The organism is Sphingobacterium yanglingense (assembly GCF_004363245.1).
GTDB classification, from domain to species: Bacteria; Bacteroidota; Bacteroidia; order Sphingobacteriales; family Sphingobacteriaceae; genus Sphingobacterium; species Sphingobacterium yanglingense.
The window spans coordinates 79,188-96,501 of record NZ_SNYV01000018.1; the positions used below are offsets into that span (position 1 = coordinate 79,188).

The window sequence follows — 17,314 nt, forward strand, 5'->3', positions numbered from 1 at the left end:
AATTGCTTGCGGTAGATATAAATCTTTCTTTTTAAAGGATTTGTTTTTGATCCTTTTTGCATAACTTTACATAATTAATGGTTAAATCCTGTGTACTTCACGGACATACTATTAGCGGATCATAAGCCGGTAGGGCGTCGAAAATTCTGCCGGCGGTATGATTCTCTCCAATACAATCAGAGCTGTTCTATAATTCTTTAAGTCTATTCTTTCATTGCTTGTTCATAATTATTGTTGGTATTAGTTAGTAGGTTAGTATATGTGATATTGCCTTCCTTTTTTACTAAATTTGAAGCCAAATATTTCTCCGGATTGTGTTAAGAACTGATTAATGTTTGTCCCTCGTTTTATGACTGTCGTAATAGGAAGCTCCTCGAGCTGTTTGTTTTCAATCGTGATCTCTAGGTCGTAATTTCTGTTGATCTCCTCTACTATCTGTTGTAGTCGCTCGCCATTGAAGACGAGGTCTTTATGGAGCCATGCTTCTAGTTTTAATAAATCGGCATCCTTTATCAACGGTTGACTGTTCTGATCAATCAATTCCAGGCCTTTCGTGACGATGCCTAGTACCTGCGTTTCGTTGGCCGAGTTCTTTTTCTCTACTTGAACTTTGCCTGAGGATACCAGTAGTTTATAGCGGTCTGCTTCGTATGAATCGATTAGGAAAGTCGTGCCCAATACGGTTGTTATGTAATTGTGACTCGAAATCCGAAATGGTTTAGTTGGGTTTTTGCTGACATCAAAGTAAGCTTGGCCTTTTAGGATAATATGCCGTTCATCTTTTGTGAACTTTTTGGGGTACCAGAGTGTGCTCATGGGGCCTAAGTGAGCTACAGAACCATCAGCCAATTTTATCTCGGCACGTTGGCCCAACCCAGTGACTACAGAGTCTAGCCCAGAAGGAGCCCATGTGGTGTTTGCTAGATCTTTATTGTTGTTCTGGAAATAATATTGGCGGATACCAAAGCCTATTGCTAGAATGACAGCCGCTGCAGCTACATAACGTAGATAAGAACGTTTATTGTGCTTGGGGTCGATGTGTAACACTGTGGAATGGTCTTCCTGCTCTTTCTTTTTGAAAAGGAATTTTTGGTACAGTTCCTGCTCCTTTTGCGAATCAAGCTGTGCTGAGTTAGTCTGTCCCCATACCGAATGGAAATATTCCTCCAAAAAGGCTCTGCCTTCTTCGGTATTTAAGTACTCCCGTATCTCTCCGTCATTGCTATGCTCTTTTTCTGAACTCAAAAAGGTCGCTAACTGTTCTTTTGTAAATCTCCTCTCCATGCTAAATTAGGTGCTGGTATACTAGTATAACGACAATAGATTAAGCGAGTACTATGGTAGTGTTAAAAAAATATTAAATATATATCAGGTGAGATACGTTATGATGTTAACGAGTGGATGGTTTAAGCTTAATAAGTGGAGGGAGTGATGTTCGCATTTCTTTGTGAGCTTGTTTGTACTTGCTCTTGATTATCTAAGTAAATCTATTGCCTTATTTATAACTTGTGCTATTAAACTAGTGGTTGACATATGTCAAAAAAGAGGTCTCGTCTTAAGAAAAAATGATGGAAATAGAATATTTTTACCCAGTATTCGAGAAACCCGTTAGGTATGACTATACGTGGATTCTCTGCCAAACTACTTATGAAAAGATAAATTAACTATGAAAAGTATATGCTGCGGTGACTGTGGTTTACCTTAAAAGCGAATTCCGGAGTTCAATAGGGTAGGTTGGAAGTACTTCTGAGGATCTATTACAGTGTTTTTATCCATTTGTAATACAGTGGTTTAAGTGTAATGTCCTTCATTTGTCCCCCAATTGTCCCCCCCTTGAATGGTGTATTTTTTGGGTTTTTAAATTAATTTTAGCGACCGCAATTATTAAGCAACGTGTGTAATTCGATCAAATTCAACAGAGACTATGAAGTCGCTCTACTCCAAGAAGAGCTACAAATTTGCGTGCAGTATGATTGGGTGCAACATTTCAATCAGCGTGATTATGAAGGAAACTGGGAATGTATTTCTTTACGTTCTGTAGATGGTCGTAATCAAACTATCGTTGGTTTTGGTGGTGAAGGATCGTATCAGGATACCCCGTTGTTGGATCAGGTTCCTTATGTGCGCGCTGTGATTGATGGTATTCCTGGAGCAAAAGAATCTATCCGAATGATGGCGCTTTATCCAGGTGCCGAAATCAAACCGCATAAAGACCCGGGCTGCTCTTATACGGATGGAGTGTATAGAATTCATATTCCCATTTGTACAAACCCATATGTAGAGTTTTATTTGGAAGGCGAGCGTGTGGTAATGGAAGAGGGAAGTTGCTGGTATCTGGATTTCTCCAAAACACATCAGATCATAAATAGAAGTGAGCAGATAAGAGTTCATCTGGTAATAGATGGGATAAGAGATGCGCTTACCGATGCGTGGTTTTCGGAGAACGGTTATGTAGAGCCGGCAAAGCCGGGCTATGATGAGGTTACGAAAAGAGCAATGATTGCCCAATTGGAAATGATGGAGGGCGAAGGAGCTAGACAGCTGATTCTACAACTGAGAAAGGAACTTAAAGATGCTTAGCAATTGGATTCCATATAAGTTAGAAATAGTAGACCAAGAGGTGCGTGTACTATGGCTTGACCTAGAGGATCGTTTTATAGCGGAACCGTTCTTTGATGAAACTATTCTTGAAAATAGAATATGTGCTAAAAATAAAGGGAGAGGTAGACTGGTATCGCAGTCTGATATCCGGAGTCTGTGTGAATGGGTATCACAGGTAGAAACTTGTCCTGTAACAGCTTTTATTTTCCATGTGAGTCGTTGTGGCTCTACTTTATTGTCACAATGTTTGGTTGCTGATAAAAAGTATGTGGTTATTCCAGAAGCCCCCTTGCTCGATGAAATACTGCAATTGGAAGAAGCTCTATTGCCAGAAGAAATTTCTAGAGAGCGATTCTTCAAGGCCATATTGACTTTCTTGGGACAACGACGTTTAGGTCAGGAACAACTGTTTATCAAATTGGACAGTTGGCACATACATCAATATAATTTGTTAAGAGGGTGGTTTCTGAACACACCTTTTTATTTTTTAAGTAGGGAGCCGAAAGCAATAATCCAATCGCATGAAAAGCGTAGGGGAATCCAGATGATACCAGGCTATCTATCGGAGGGGGCAAATCCAGTGCAGGTGCACGCTGGGCATTATGCTGATTTTTCCCTTTTTACAGCAGATGTGTTGAGCAACTTTTATAAAGGACTGATAGACGTCCGGGCGCAGCGGAATCCTTTAGACGGGTTTTATGATTATGCGTCGGGTATGCTCGGTTTATTAGCTGATTTTGATGCACATGTCGGGACACAGCTTAGCGCATCCGGGGCAGCTGTGGATCGGTTAAATAAGCATAGTAAATATCCAGATCAGGTGTTTAAGGAAAGACAGGAAGACGCTGAGAGTATTCTGTATGAGCACAGTCATACTAGTTATTCACAATATTATAAGTTGTTATGTCGCAGCGAGAAGGTATAATTATCCAAATGACAGGATTGTCTGGGGCTGGTAAAACGACCTTGGCTTTTGGCGTGCAGGAAGTTTTGGCAAGACAAGGACATAATGTATATGTGATGGATGCGGATCAATACCGTAAAACGTTATGCAAGGATCTAGGGTTCAGTCGTCAAGATCGTCTAACCAATATAAGGCGCTTGGCAGCACGGGCTAAGGAACTATCTGAAGTATACGATGCGGTTATTATTGCAGCGATAAATCCTTTTGAAGAAGGTAGAGGGCTTCTACAGGAAAGGTATAATAGCCCGCTGCTCTATGTAAAGTGTGAATTGGAACAGCTGATAGAGCGGGATCCCAAAGGCCTTTATCAAAAAGCATTGCTTCCCGAAGGGAATCCCAATCGTATGAACAACTTTACGGGAATATCCGATCCATTTGAACAGCCTAACACCTCCAAGTGGACGATAGATACAGGGGTTCATGGTATAAATGAAGCTGTTGAACAAGTAACGGTATGGTTCAAGGCATTTATAGAGCAACAACAAGCCGACGTTTTTTTTCAGCGTTTTTTGGAGTCCCTATTTTTAAGTGCAAAAAATGGGCAAAAGAAAAAAAATGATCATTATGCGACTCAGGAACAGGTATTCCGTGCCCTGTTTGATATCCCGATTTTTGATCTGCTGTTTTTCTTACACAATGAATGTAAGGATGTAGCAGATTTAGAGCAATGGATTAGACAGAGGGACAGCAAAATTTACCTTGACGAAAAAGTACAAGAGTTCCATCGATTACTACATGATTTGAAACCAGAAGAAGGTTATCAGAATCAGTTGTTGACAGATGAAGAGTGGCAACACTGGCAAGAGAAAGGATATCTTCAGTTATCGGGATTAGTTCCGGAGGAAGACTGCGATTGTGTCAAGCAGCAGATCTGTGAATATCTAGAAGTGGATCTGGAACGACCGGAAAGTTGGTGGCCCGCGGGTTCTGAAAAAATACAGAGTATCATGTTACCTTCATTAACGACCCCCGGTTCTAAAAAGCTAAAAGGAAATCCGAAAATACGAAGGGTATTCGAAGATCTGTACCAGCAAAAGACGATCGTTTCCCAGACTTTGCCACTGGGGTATAATCCTCCCGAAACGACGTCAAATAAATTTAGAGGTACTGATTTACATTGGGATATCGACTTTGATCGCGGGCTAAGATACTACATACAGGGGCTATTGTACCTGGATGATGTAGAACCTGAGGGCGGAGCTTTTAGTCTGGTGCCGGGTTACCAAAATAAGGTGGAGGAATTATTAAAAGAGCATGGTTCCCCAGAAAAAGCGATGGAATGGATAAGAGAACAAGGATTGGCTATTAAGCTCCATGGAAAAAAGGGCGATCTTATCCTATGGCTTGAATCGTTGCCACATGCTGCAACAGCTAATACAGCGAGCAAGCCTCGTTTTGTACAATATTTAGCGTACCATAAAATAGAAATGTAAGATATGCTGTGGACAATGCGGATTATATCGTTTTTGCGCGAGATTGGGATACCGGTTAAAGAGCAAGGCCTAGAGAATGACTGCTTCTTGCCCGGTATCGAGATACAAGGGGGAAGTTTAATTGTAGATAGGTCAAGGTTGATGTATCCGGGAGATTTGTTGCATGAAGCAGGCCATATTGCTGTAATGACTCCAGAAGAAAGAGCGTCCAGTAGTGGCGATCTAAACGCAAGCGATATTCCTGTGCATACATTGGATGGTTATGAACTCAGTGCTATCGCCTGGAGCTATGCCGCGGCATGTCATCTGGAGATGCCGATTGAAGTCTTATTTCATGCAAATGGTTATAAGAATGATTCGGAGATGTTGATAAGCAATTATAATAGCGGTAATTATTTATTTACGCCACTACTGCAATATTGGGGATTATGTAAACTGGGGCCACAGAGGGCTGCGGATGATGAAAGTTGTTACCCGAAAATGAAAAAATGGTTAAGAGATTGATAAATCTGAACAGGCTAATGAATATTAAAAGGCAAACTGATCCGTCAACTGACGGATCAAGAAGTAATTATTGATGTATGAAAAAAAGTGATCGTCGGTTTTTCCTGAAAAGTTCAGGACTTTTATTAGGGGGGCTTCTAATCTCAAGATTAGGCGTTAGTCAACCTTTGTCTCGTACGGCACGCTTTAAGTTAAAGCTTGATTTGCGAAACGTGAACTTCTTCTTTACAGGAAACTTGAATTTTAAACAACATCTAGATGTTGCTGTAGCACCACTATTGCAAAATATGTCTGGTGTCTATCTAGACGCAGGTAATTTTACTGAGCAATCAAAAACAAAGACGATGCATCGAGTAGCCCAAATGAATGCTTTTGGGTATCAGGCTGCGGCATTGGGTAAACATGAAATGGCCATAGGAGAAGATAATTTGTTAAGATTAGCAAAGTCTTGCGATTTTACGTTGGTGAATAGTTTGACGACATGGCGAAACCCCGAGTTGTCGAATTGGATCAAACCTTTTCAATTGGTTGAAATAGCGGACAAGAATGTCGCAGTTCTTGCAACAGCGCCGATGTGTCCTTCTAACCAAGAGGTAGTTATATTGACGTCGCTGGCCAAGCAGCTAAAGAAAGAGCAACAATGTGATCTGGCCATTTGCTTAGTGCCTAATGGACTCAAAAAGAAAGAATTGTTGGAGTTGGTTAGGGAAAGTGGTGGCATTGATGTGTTTTTCTGTGTCGCTACAGATGCCCCAAAGGATGCGATTTATATCCTTAGAAATAAGGATAAGAAAGAGGCAACGCTGATTTACGGAGGAAAGGAAGCTATCGAATTAGGGCATTATGCTGCAAATATGAAAACTGCTGGATATGTTCTACCAAATAGAATTGCCTGTTGTCCACCAAAAAATCCAATACACTGGTCGTAGTGTGTCGGTGGAGCAATGAGATTTGAATAAAAAATAATATTAACAACAATAAAGATATAAGATTATGGAAGAGTATATGGGAATGATAAAGATGTTCGGTGGCAACTTTGCAATGCGGGGCACGATGTTTTGTAATGGTCAATTGGTATCTCTTGCCCAAAATACAGCACTTTTTGCATTACTGGGAACCACTTTTGGTGGTAACGGTCAAACAACATTTGGATTACCGGACTTACGTGGAAGAACTCCTATTGGATGGGGGCAAGGTCCGGGGCTTTCGAATTATACGTTAGGACAGAGTGGAGGAGTAGAAAATGTTACATTGACGACTAATCAGTTGCCTAATCATAGACATGTGATGGCTACTTCGGCAGCAGGAAATACCCCAAACCCTACAAATGCGCGTTTGGCATTTGGTCCTAAAGTAGGATCAGGTCCCAATACCAGTAACCTAAACGTATATAATAATAATCCTAGTGATCCCACAGCTGTAATGTTTAATGAAGCTGTAGGAAACAACCAAGCTTTTCAAATTATACAGCCTTATTTAGCGATAAGCTATGTCGTCGTCATGGAAGGAATTTTTCCTTCTCGTAACTAGGAAAAATGAATAGACCTCTTAAAATCGGTTTTTTGACCCCCTTCTCTGCGGTGTATCCCTTCTATGGACAACATATGATGGCAGGTTTCTTTACGTCTCTTGCACAATATGGGCTTACTTCGACAGATGTAGTGTTTGTACCCGTATATATTGGACAAGGACAGCACAAGATGATGCAAGAAGCTGTCCAAAAGCTCTTGTTTTTTGAAGGTGTAGATCTAATTAGTGGAATGGTCAATATTAAATCGCTGACTGAAATAGCTCTCTTGTTAGATACTTATAATAAGCCGGGGCTTTTTATAGATTTCGGAGAGCTGATCCATCCCTCAAACGGTTACGGTAAAAACGTAGGCTGCTTGTCAATGGACTATTGGCAAAGCGAGTATACGCTCGGAAAATGGGCCATGGAAGAATTTGGTCCGGATGGACAAATTATCATGCCCATCTATGAGTCTGGCTTTAATCTGCATCAGGCTTTTTTGGATGGAGCGGGAGCCGCTGGTTCAAAAGCTTTGAATTGTATGGTATTGCCCGAAAATTATGTAAGCAATAACAGTGTCAACTTACAACCTTTTTTTGATGCCGTAGACCGAGATACCCCCGACTTTGTCCACGCTATTTTTTCGGGCACTTTAGGAACCGAATTTTTAAAGCAGTGGCGAGCAAGTAAATTTTATGATACGATACCTTTGCTGACGATAGAGAATATGGCTTATAAAGATATGTTGAGTGATGTCCAACATTTGAACCTAAAGTTCTATGCAGCTTCTAACTGGCAAGATACAGACCATTCGGCATTAAATCAATCTTTTACACAACAATTTGTAGGTGCCAATCATCAACCAGCATCCGTTTTTAGTATGTTGGGATTTGAATTGGGACAGGTCGTTGTACAGATGCGAGACGAGTTGATGAAAGGGGATACTGGTTCGGCTATTGCTAAATTTCGGCAGTCTGGGGTGACAGGTCCAAGGGGAGCAATCACAATTCATGGCTGGAGTGAGTTGACGTACCCTCTGGTCGATATCAATAGAGTAGTAACGACTAGTCAACATATAAATTATACTATTTTATCTCAAGGCACTGCACTGGGGTACGATGCGACACAAGTTTTTGAAGAATCAGTGAGCGGTTACTTAAATCCCTACTGGTCTGTATAGGCTAAATTAATGCAAATTATGAAAAAATACATCTATCACTCCCTGGTACTCTTGTCCATCTGTATACTGGGGCTGTTTTGTGGTCAACCAGCTTGTGCGCAGAGCTATAATGCACAGAATATAGCGACAGGAGGATTGTATACCGCATTGACTAAGGATACTAATGGTAATATTTATCTGATTCGAGCGGTCTCCTCGACAAACTATGAATTGGTAAAATATACCAACGGACAGGGACAACCTACAGTGCTTTATTCAGGATTAAGTCATGAAGCAGGATCTTATCCTTGGGGATTAGCTGTTGCCACCAATGGACAGATTTTCGTTAGTACTAGTATAGGAGAGAATGGGAATAGGATCTTGAAGTTGACGAATAGTAACGGAATATATACCGTATCCGATTTTCAGAGCAATCCCGTTAAATATTATACAGGATTAGCAATTGATGTAAACGATCGACTCTATGCGCTACAATATGATGGAACTTCTTACGAAGTTGTTCGGTATAACAATTTAAATAACGGCTCAGGTTATACCTCCTTGTTCTCAGGCATCCCTTCCGAAGGAGGATTGAGTTATGCAACGAATTTGGCGATAGCGACAAATGGTGATGTTTACTATACGGACCCCTTTTGTGTGGACGAGTCGAATACAGCCCTTCTCTCCATGAAGGGAGGTGTTGTCAAGGTTGCTAACAATAATGGAAGCTATGATTATGCAACAAAGACCTACCTTTTAAAAGATACCTATGCCAGTGCACTATCGATTGAAAGCAATGATTTGTATGCCTTGGAGAGTACGGGGACGGCGGGAGGCTATAAATTGTCTAAGTATAGCAATATGTCGGGGACAGGATCTCCATTACGTACCGATTTAAAGGCGGGTAGTTTTATCTACCCTTGGGGGGTAGTATTCAAAGGAGATATAGGTTACTACACTACAGGAGATGATGGCAATTCAGGAGGAAGTGTGATGCGAATTGTCCCCAATCCGAACGCTGGGAATGAGCCCTCTAATGAAATAATAGGCCCTGTAAGTTCAGATATTTGTGCCAATGCTTCTACCAGTTTTTCGCTCACAACTACGGGGGCGACGGCACATCAGTGGGAAGTAAGTACAGATGGTGGTAATACATATAATAATGTCCTGGATAATGCAAATTACAACGGAGCCATTACTGCAAATTTATCGATTATAAATACACCGGCTAGCTTTAATACATATATCTACCGTTGCAAGGTTACTTTTGGCGTTGCCGGCAGTAAATACTCTTCGACTGCAAACCTATTTGTAACTGGTCAAGTGCAGATTGATGCGCAACCTGTAAATACGCATATTACGACAGGTGGATCGGGAACTTTCTCGGTAGCAGCATCGGGTGCAACAAGCTATCAATGGCAACAGAAAATCGGCGGTGGATCATTTGTAAATATTAGCGATGGTGGGGGCTTTTTTGGTGTTAATTCAGCTACCTTACAGATATCTAATGCAACATTAGGGCTTAATGGTGTGCAATTTCAGTGTGTTGTGTCTAACCTTTGTTCTGTAGGTCTTGCCTCCAATGTTGCTACGCTGACGGTAAACACTGCACCTTCTATAAGCCAGCAGCCTGGAGATAAAACTGTGATGGCAGGTGATCAAATAGCTTTCACGATGTTGGCAGCAGGTGCAACCGGCTATCAATGGCAGGTGTCTACAGGGGCTGGGTTTACTGATGTCTCCAATGGAGCTCTCTATAGCGGAGTAACTTCCAACACTTTGACGATTACTGCTCCAACAATCGCTATGAACGGATACTTGTACCGTTGTATTGTGACTGGGGCTGTAAGTCCTGATGCCACTTCGTTGTCTGCAAAATTAACCGTAACAGTTCCCCCTAATCAACCTCCGATTATAACTAATCTTAATGGTGACGCTGTGGGATTTACAGAGGGAAGCTCTGCTGTATTAATTGATGTAGGTAACAATGCTACCGTAACCGATTCGGATTCACCAGACTTTAACGGTGGCAATGTGACGGTTTCCATTGTTGCGAACCGTGTAAGTGCCGAAGATGTACTTTCTATTCGCAATGAAGGAACGGCTGCGGGACAGATAGGAATATCAGGTAGCAATGTGACTTACGAAGGCACTACTATCGGTACTTGGACTGGTGGAACAGGAGCAAACGATCTGATCATCAGTTTTAATGGTAATGCTAATCCGACTAGCGCACAGGCATTGATTCGCAATCTGACGTATATGAATACCAATGATACAGATCCTTCCACAGCTGTGCGTACTGTAGCTGTAACGATCAATGATGGTGATGGAGGTACTAGCGCCGCTGCTAATGTGACTGTACAGATAACAGCAGTCAACGATGCACCGACAATGTCTAGTACAGCGACTAACCCAACTTTTACTGAGGGAGCTGCTGCAGTTTCTTTATTCAGCGGAACTTCTATAAGTACAGTTGAAGCAGGGCAGTTGATCGAAAATTTCAAGTTTACAGTGGCTAATGTGTTTGATGGTAGTAGCGAAATTATAAACATTGATGGAAAGAACTTCCCTATCCAGAATGGTACTAATCCAACGGATATTAGCGAGCTTATGGTTACAATCAATTTGACTGGAACTAATGCTGTTTTTACAGTGAGCAGTCTGATTGGTAAATCGGCAGCGGTGCTTCAGGGAATAATCAATGGGATTACCTATCGTAACACGAGCACTAACCCTAATACCACGAATCGTATAGTAAAACTTTCTTTGATACAGGATAACGGTGGCACGGCAAACGGTGGAGTTAATACCACTAGCTTATCAATAGCGTCTACAGTTACTTTGGTCGCAGTAAATAATGCGCCTGTAGCAACGACTAGCGGTGGTAATACGACTTTTACGGAGGGAGCATCCGGTGTAGCAATAGACGGTGCCTTGACCCTTTCCGATCCGGATAACACCACATTCGCATCCGCAACAGTAGCTATTACGGGTAATTTCCAATCTGGACAAGATGTATTGGTTTTTACATATGAAGGTTCTACAATGGGCAATATCGCGACATCGTATAATGCCGGTACTGGTGTGCTGACGATGACGTCTTCTGGCGCTTCAGCTACCATAGCGCAATGGCAGACGGCTTTGCGTGCTGTTAAATACGATAACTCGTCACAGAACCCGAATACGGCTACGCGCAGCATAAGCTTTAAGGTTAGCGATGGCAACGAAGAGTCTGCGGCTGCTATCAAAACAGTATCTGTTGTCGCGGTTAATGATGCACCTATAGCTATGGATGATTACCTGACATTGACAGAAGATACGCCAAGAATGGGTAATGTGCTAACAAACGATTCGGACCCAGAAGGTAATACCCTCACGGCATCCTTAGTCACAGCGCCTGTTAACGGCACGGTAGTCCTGAATGCGGACGGTAGTTTTACCTATACACCTAATGCTAATTACTCGGGTAGGGATAGTTTACAATACCAAGTGTGCGATAATGGACTTCCTTCCAAGTGTGACACTGCCTGGTTGCATTTAGCCATTAATCCGGTAAATGATGCACCAGTAGTTACCGCACCTGCGAGCATTACTGTAACAGAAGATGTTGCTTCTGCGCTTACAGGGATAAGTTTTTCTGATGTAGATGCGGGAGCGAACGATGTGACCGTATTACTTTTGGTTCCTAACGGGACACTGCAGGCGACAACGGGATCAGGTGTCATCGTGTCAGGAATGCCATCATCATTGGTCCTTAATGGAGCTATATCGGATATTAATGCATTTATTGCTGGAGGCAACGTCTCATTTACTACCGCTAGTAATGCAACTACGGATGTTCCGCTTTCTGTGTCTATTAATGATAATGGGCATACAGGGGTGGGAGGTGCTAAAACAGCTTCTGTTACGATAATTCTGGACGTAACTGCCGTCAATGATGCCCCTGTAGCTACGAATGATTCTTATATCATTAATGAAGATGTGACGTTGACAGTGCCTGCTCCTGGTATTTTAGCAAATGATACGGATGTGGATAGCAATACACTAACTGCGGTACTTGTAACAGGACCTACTAATGGTACGCTTACCTTAAACGCTAATGGATCATTTACCTATACACCGAATGCGAATTTTAATGGAACGGATAGTTTTACCTATAGGGCCTCTGATGGGGCTGCTCAAAGTAATATTGAGACCGTGACTATTACGGTGAATGCAGTCAACGATGCTCCGGTAATCACAGCTCCTAATGATATAGTTGTAGTCGAAGATGAGGAAACCGTACTGAAAGGTTTTAGTTTTGCGGATGTAGATGCGGGGACGAACCATGTGTTAGTGACCTTGTACGTCTCAGGCGGCGGTACACTGCGTGCAACATCAGGTTCTGGTGTTACCGTAGGAGGAACGTCCCCTTCTTTGACGTTGACGGGTAGTATCTCGGACATCAATGCTTTTATAGCGGGGGATAACATAAGATTTACTACAGCCAGTAATTCCACGCTTACCGCATCATTGAATGTAGAAATTAATGACCTGGGTAATACAGGTGGAGATTTGAAAACGGATAGCGAAATAATTATGCTGCTTGTGACCGCTGTCAACGATGCGCCTGTCAATTCGGTACCTGGGGCGCAATCGGTGGATCAGGATGCTACTTTGACATTTAGTACCGGTAATAATAATTTAATCTCCATTTCGGATGTAGATGCTGGATCTTTAAATGTTCAGGTTGCTTTGACTGCAACAAACGGTAGGATGACATTGGTTAGCACCGATGGGCTGATTTTCTTATCAGGTAGTGGTACAAGCGATGTTATGATGACCTTTAGAGGTACGATAGTAGATATTAATACGGCCTTAAACGGCTTGGTATTTACTCCAACTCCAGGTTATAATGGACCTGCTTACATACAGATAATAACAGATGATCTAGGTAATACGGGATCAGGTGGAGCTAAAACGGATACCGACAATATAGCTATTACAGTCAACTCGATTAATCCGAAAGTAATTTCGGTCAGCGCTTCGACTGCTAATGGTACCTATAAAATAGACGATGTTATTACACTGACAGTGACTTTCGATCAAACGGTGATGGTCAATAATGGTGGAGGTATACCTACCCTTTTATTGGAGACAGGAGCAATCGACCGGGAGGCGAATTATGTAAGTGGTACTGGAGGTGATATATTAACGTTTAGCTATAAGGTACAGGCTGCTGATATCTCTGCAGATCTAGACTATACATCGACTACTGCTCTTGCACTGAATGGTGCGGCTATTAAAAATGTCCACGGAGACGATGCAATCTTGACGTTGCCTACACCGGGATCGGCAGGTTCTTTAGGTGCAAATTCCAGTATAGTGATAGATGGTATTGTTCCTACAGTTACATCGGTGACCGTGCCTGCTAACGGTTATTATCTGTTGAATCAAAATTTGGATTTTACGGTTAACTTCTCCGAGGCTGTGATTCTAAATACGGTTGGAGGAACGCCTCTAATATCGCTTACGATTGGGGGACAGACAACATCTGCGAACTACTTATCTGGTTCTGGAAGCTCCGCTCTCGTATTCAGATATACAGTTGCTACGGGCTTAGAGGATCATGATGGTATCGCAGTAGGCGCTTTATCATTGAATGGTGGTACAATTAGCGATATCGCAGGCAACAATGCTGTGTTGACGCTAAACTCGGTTGGTGATACTAGGGGGGTAAAAGTAGATTCCAAGCCTCCTGTGGTATCAGGAGTAGCTCATAATGGCTTATATAACACGAACCGTACTATTGTTTTTAACGAGGGTAGTGCTACGCTGAATGGTGCCGCTTTTGCAGGAGGAACTGTTGTTTCTGCTGAAGGGAATTATACATTGGTTGTAACGGATGCTGTAGGGAACTCTACAACGCTACAGTTCGAAATTGATAAAACGGCACCTATTGTGACAGGCGTGACTCACGGGGGAGTGTATAATGATAACCGAATGATAGGATTTAATGAGGGTGATGCTACGTTAAATGGGGCGAGTTTTGTCTCAGGAACTACTGTTTCTACCGAAGGTAATTATACATTGATTGCAACTGATGCAGCTGGAAATTCTACTACGGTGCAGTTTGAGATTGATAAGACGGCGCCGATGGTTCCTGCTGCTTTTGTTGCCACAGGTCAGAATGGACGGATTTTGCTCACTTGGTCTGCTAATACTGAGCCAGATCTTGACAAGTACATACTCTATGTAAAACCAGAAGGTGGTGTGAAAGTACATTTAGCAGATGTAGTAAAAGGAACGGAACATTATACATATTCAGGCCTTCCGAATGGAAAAACTTATGAGTTCTATTTGGTAGCAGCAGATCAGGTCGGTAATCAAAGTGCTGAAGCTCTTGCCTCCGCAAAAACGATGGGAGAGCAGACAATCAATTTTGCGACATTGACAGACCTCACTTATGGCCAACAAGGTGTGGTATTGACGGCTTCTGCTAGCTCTAATCTTCCGGTTTCCTTTACCTCGTCAGATCCAGGTATTGCTCAAGTATATCAGGACAACAATGATGCTGGAAAATGGAAGATAAATGCGAAGAAGGTAGGTACGGTGACAATTACTGCTACACAGGCAGGAAATAATGAATACTTACCTGCAACGGCTGTAGGGAACTCCTTAACCATAGTTCCGGCAGATCTTATCGTAACAGCAGAACCAAAATCAAAAGTATATGGTGAGTCTGATCCGGTATTGACCTATACGGTTAAAGCTTCTGATCTGCGTAACGGTGACGCTGCATCTGTGGTGACGGGAACATTAAGTCGTGCAATCGGTGAAAATGTAGGTAGTTATGCTATCAATAATGTAGATCTTACAGCAAATAATTATAGTATCAATTATGAGCCTACGGATCTGACGATTACTAAGGCAGATCTTACGGTGACAGCAGATGCAAAATCAAAAGTATATGGTGAGTCTGATCCGGTATTGACGTATACGGTTAAAGCTTCTGATCTGCGTAACGGTGACGCTGCATCTGTGGTGACGGGAACACTAAGCCGTGCAATTGGTGAAAATGTAGGTAGTTACGCGATCAATAATGTAGACCTTACGGCAAGTAACTATAGTATCAATTACGAGCCTGCGGACCTGACAATTACTAAGGCAGATCTTATCGTAACAGCAGATGCAAAATCAAAAGTATATGGTGAGTCTGATCCGGTATTGACCTATACGGTTAAAGCTTCTGATCTGCGTAACGGTGACGCTGCTTCTGTGGTGACGGGAACACTAAGCCGTGCAATTGGTGAAAATGTAGGTAGTTACGCGATCAATAATGTAGACCTTACGGCAAGTAACTATAGTATCAATTACGAGCCTGCGGACCTGACGATTACTAAGGCAGATCTTATCGTAACAGCAGAACCAAAATCAAAAGTCTACGGTGAGGCCGATCCGGTATTGACCTATACGGTTAAAGCTTCTGATCTGCGTAACGGTGACGCAGCTTCTGTGGTGACAGGAACATTAAGTCGTGCAATCGGTGAAAATGTAGGTAGTTATGCTATCAATAATGTAGACCTTACAGCAAATAATTATAGTATCAATTATGAGTCTGCGGATCTGACGATTACTAAGGCAGATCTTACGGTGACAGCAGAACCAAAATCAAAAGTCTACGGTGGGGCCGATCCTGTATTGACCTATACGGTTAAAGCTTCTGATCTGCGTAATGGTGACGTTGCATCTGTGGTGACAGGAACATTAAGTCGTGCAATCGGTGAAAATGTAGGTAGTTACGCGATCAATAATGTAGACCTTACAGCAAATAATTATAGTATCAATTACGAGCCTGCGGACCTGACGATTACTAAGGCAGATCTTACGGTGACAGCAGAACTAAAATCAAAAGTATACGGTGGGGTCGATCCTGTGTTAACGTATACGGTTAAAGCTTCTGATCTGCGTAACGGTGACGCTGCTTCAGTGGTGACGGGAACACTAAGCCGTGCAATCGGTGAAAATGTAGGGAGTTATGCTATCAATAACGTAGACCTTACGGCAAATAATTATAGTATCAATTATCAGTCTGCGGATCTGACGATTACTAAGGCAGATCTTACCGTCACAGCAGAACTAAAATCAAAAGTATATGGTGAGTCTGATCCGGTATTGACCTATATGGTTAAAGCTTCTGATCTGCGTAACGGTGACGCTGCTTCTGTGGTGACAGGAACATTAAGCCGTGTAATCGGTGAAAATGTAGGAAACTACGAGATCCATAAAGGTAACCTTAGTGCTGGGGCAAATTATCAGGTAAATTACGTTGGTAATAACTTCGAGATAACTAAAGCAACGCTGAAAGGATTACGTTTTGAAAATAAGGATGTAGTCTACGATGGAACAGTGAAATCACTGCAATTGACCGGTACTCTTCCAAATGGCGTAATAGTGAGCTATCAAAACAACGATAAGATCAATACGGGTAGTTATGAGGTAAAAGCGGTTATTGCTGAAACGCAGAACTATTTTGGAGCAAGTTTTACTGCTCGATTAGATATCCGCAAAGCCAAACAAACGATCAGTTTTGTAGCACCAGAGACACTGGGGCGCGATGCTGGAAAAGTTGCGTTGGATGTGCAGAGTAGCAGTGGTCTTCCTGTGGTGTTAAGCGTTGATGATCCTATGGTGGCCACAGTATCGGGTACGGATCTGAATGTGTTGCGTTTGGGTACGGTACGTGTCACAGCGGTGCAGACAGGTAATGAGAACTATGAAGCAGCAAGTCCGGTGACGGTATCGGTACGGGTTGCAAATGATGCATCTGCCAAGTTGCCGATTCGCGTGCACCAGGCCCTGTCTCCGAACGGTGATGGTATCAACGAGTTCTTGATCATCGAAGGTATCCGTGACTACACTGATAATAAGGTGACGATCTTCGATAAAAATGGGGTTGTACTGGCCGAGATAGAAGGCTATGACAATAGAGATCGCGTATTCTTCGGTAATGATCACCGTGATGGTACTTATTTCTATTACATCGATGTTAGAGATAACGGTGTGTGGAAACGCGAGAAGGGGTATTTTGTGATTAGGAGATAATGATGTTATCGAGTGAACAAGCTATCGAGTGAACCTGTTTATCCCGATAAAAAAAT

9 protein-coding genes are annotated in these 17,314 nt (G+C 42.3%); 8 read left to right on the forward strand and 1 reads right to left on the reverse strand.

The features are described from left to right. Window positions 1–252 precede the first annotated feature (252 nt). A complete protein-coding gene (locus tag CLV99_RS20065) occupies window positions 253–1,284 on the reverse strand; it encodes a FecR family protein (protein ID WP_133586299.1) in 1,032 nt (343 codons plus the stop codon). Window positions 1,285–1,893: 609 nt separating this feature from the next. On the opposite strand from CLV99_RS20065, the gene CLV99_RS20070 reads away from it, so the two are divergent. From CLV99_RS20070 to CLV99_RS20105, 8 genes are all read left to right on the forward strand, one after another. Then, window positions 1,894–2,580, forward strand: a complete 687-nt coding sequence (locus tag CLV99_RS20070; protein ID WP_133586300.1) for an aspartyl/asparaginyl beta-hydroxylase domain-containing protein — start codon at window positions 1,894–1,896, stop codon at window positions 2,578–2,580. Further along, window positions 2,573–3,526, forward strand: coding sequence for a hypothetical protein (locus CLV99_RS20075; RefSeq protein WP_133586301.1), 954 nt, complete (start codon window positions 2,573–2,575; stop codon window positions 3,524–3,526). The genes CLV99_RS20070 and CLV99_RS20075 overlap by 8 nt, the downstream gene beginning before the upstream one ends. After that, window positions 3,505–4,998, forward strand: coding sequence for an adenylyl-sulfate kinase (gene cysC, locus CLV99_RS23260; protein WP_162850171.1), 1,494 nt, complete (start codon window positions 3,505–3,507; stop codon window positions 4,996–4,998). The genes CLV99_RS20075 and cysC overlap by 22 nt, the downstream gene beginning before the upstream one ends. 3 nt (window positions 4,999–5,001) lie before the next feature. After that, complete coding sequence (locus tag CLV99_RS20085; RefSeq protein WP_133586302.1) at window positions 5,002–5,502, forward strand: hypothetical protein; 501 nt, start codon at window positions 5,002–5,004, stop codon at window positions 5,500–5,502. Between the two features lie 77 nt (window positions 5,503–5,579). Then, the gene (locus tag CLV99_RS20090; RefSeq protein ID WP_133586303.1) at window positions 5,580–6,431 is read left to right on the forward strand and encodes a bifunctional UDP-sugar hydrolase/5'-nucleotidase; all 852 of its coding nucleotides are present in this window, start codon (window positions 5,580–5,582) and stop codon (window positions 6,429–6,431) included. 64 nt (window positions 6,432–6,495) lie between these two features. Next, window positions 6,496–7,032 (forward strand): phage tail protein, encoded by a 537-nt coding sequence (locus CLV99_RS20095; protein WP_211348591.1) that lies wholly within the window; start codon window positions 6,496–6,498, stop codon window positions 7,030–7,032. Between the two features lie 5 nt (window positions 7,033–7,037). Next, window positions 7,038–8,192, forward strand: a complete 1,155-nt coding sequence (locus tag CLV99_RS20100; protein WP_133586305.1) for an ABC transporter substrate-binding protein — start codon at window positions 7,038–7,040, stop codon at window positions 8,190–8,192. Window positions 8,193–8,210: 18 nt separating this feature from the next. Beyond that, window positions 8,211–17,258 carry an MBG domain-containing protein gene (locus CLV99_RS20105; protein WP_162850172.1) on the forward strand — a complete coding sequence of 3,016 codons (9,048 nt, stop codon included), beginning with the start codon at window positions 8,211–8,213 and terminating at the stop codon, window positions 17,256–17,258. Window positions 17,259–17,314 lie beyond the last annotated feature (56 nt).

Excerpts from the sequence above, each read along its gene's own strand:
- CLV99_RS20100 (WP_133586305.1), top strand. The coding sequence starts at position 7,038 with ATGAATAGACCTCTTAAAATCGGTTTTTTGACCCCCTTCTCTGCGGTG.
- CLV99_RS20090 (WP_133586303.1), top strand. The coding sequence starts at position 5,580 with ATGAAAAAAAGTGATCGTCGGTTTTTCCTGAAAAGTTCAGGACTTTTA.
- CLV99_RS20105 (WP_162850172.1), top strand. The coding sequence starts at position 8,211 with ATGAAAAAATACATCTATCACTCCCTGGTACTCTTGTCCATCTGTATA.
- cysC (WP_162850171.1), top strand. The coding sequence starts at position 3,505 with ATGTCGCAGCGAGAAGGTATAATTATCCAAATGACAGGATTGTCTGGG.
- CLV99_RS20075 (WP_133586301.1), top strand. The coding sequence starts at position 2,573 with ATGCTTAGCAATTGGATTCCATATAAGTTAGAAATAGTAGACCAAGAG.
- CLV99_RS20065 (WP_133586299.1), bottom strand. The coding sequence starts at position 1,284 with ATGGAGAGGAGATTTACAAAAGAACAGTTAGCGACCTTTTTGAGTTCA.
- CLV99_RS20095 (WP_211348591.1), top strand. The coding sequence starts at position 6,496 with ATGGAAGAGTATATGGGAATGATAAAGATGTTCGGTGGCAACTTTGCA.
- CLV99_RS20085 (WP_133586302.1), top strand. The coding sequence starts at position 5,002 with ATGCTGTGGACAATGCGGATTATATCGTTTTTGCGCGAGATTGGGATA.